At 64.1% G+C, this 887-nt stretch carries 1 protein-coding gene and 1 pseudogene; both read left to right on the top strand.

What is annotated here, in order from left to right; translation table 11 throughout:
- Positions 1–547, top strand: a 547-nt coding sequence (locus IVB32_RS14390) for a KUP/HAK/KT family potassium transporter (RefSeq protein WP_247410626.1), incomplete at its 5' end; no start/stop codon positions are given.
- A 170-nt stretch (positions 548–717) separates the two neighbouring features.
- Positions 718–887, top strand: a pseudogene (locus tag IVB32_RS14385) (rhodanese-like domain-containing protein); the annotation flags it as partial.

Raw genomic sequence — 887 nt, 5'->3', positions numbered from 1 at the left:
GCGCGGCAGCCGGCTGCTGTTCGAGAAGTCGCGCAAGCTCGAATTCCCGCTCGCCGACCTAGTGGCCATGCTGGAGAAGCGGCCGCCGCAGCGCGTGCCCGGGACCGCCGTGTTCCTGACCAGCGATCCCCTGAGCGCGCCGACCGCGCTGATGCATAGTCTGAAGCACTACAAGGTGCTGCACGAGAAGAACGTCATTCTCACCATCGAGACCGCGCAGACCCCGCGCATCGATCCGGCCGAGCGGGTGAAGCTGGAACAGATCTCGCCGACCTTCTCCAAGGTGACGCTGAAGTTCGGCTTCATGGAATCGCCCAACGTGCCGAAGGCGCTGGCGATCGCCCGCAAGCTCGGCTGGCAGTTCGACATCATGTCGACCTCGTTCTTCCTGTCGCGGAGGGCGCTCAAGCCGGCCGCCCATTCCGGCATGCCGCGCTGGCAGGACCGGCTGTTCATCTCGCTCAGCCGTTCCGCCAACGACGCCACCGACTATTTCCAGATCCCCTCCGGCCGCGTCGTCGAGGTCGGCACCCAGGTGACCATCTAAGTGACGATCTGATCCTCCGTTGGAAGGTCGCGCTTCAAGTCGCTGCGATTTAGCTTTAACTTGCGCAAGGCAGCTCAAGCCTTTGTAGCGCTTGATTTTCGCGGGCCAAGAGGCGAGGTTGCCGGCCGCCGGGATCGCCCCGGCAGCGGCCCGCGACGTTGGAGGATGATGTGGCAAATCAAGTACAGGATCTGACCCCGGACGAGGTCTCCAAGGGTGTTGCGGAAGGGCGCTATCTCCTCGTCGACGTGCGCGAGCCGAACGAGGTCGAGGCCGAGGCTTATCCCTACGGCGTGGTCGTGCCGCTCTCGACCTTCGATCCCAAAGCGATCCCCGATCC

The organism is Bradyrhizobium sp. 23, assembly GCF_023073295.1.
GTDB classification, from domain to species: domain Bacteria; phylum Pseudomonadota; class Alphaproteobacteria; order Rhizobiales; family Xanthobacteraceae; genus Bradyrhizobium; species Bradyrhizobium canariense_D.
The sequence above is the reverse complement of the archived record's forward strand: the minus strand, read 5'-3'. Positions and strand labels throughout refer to the sequence as shown.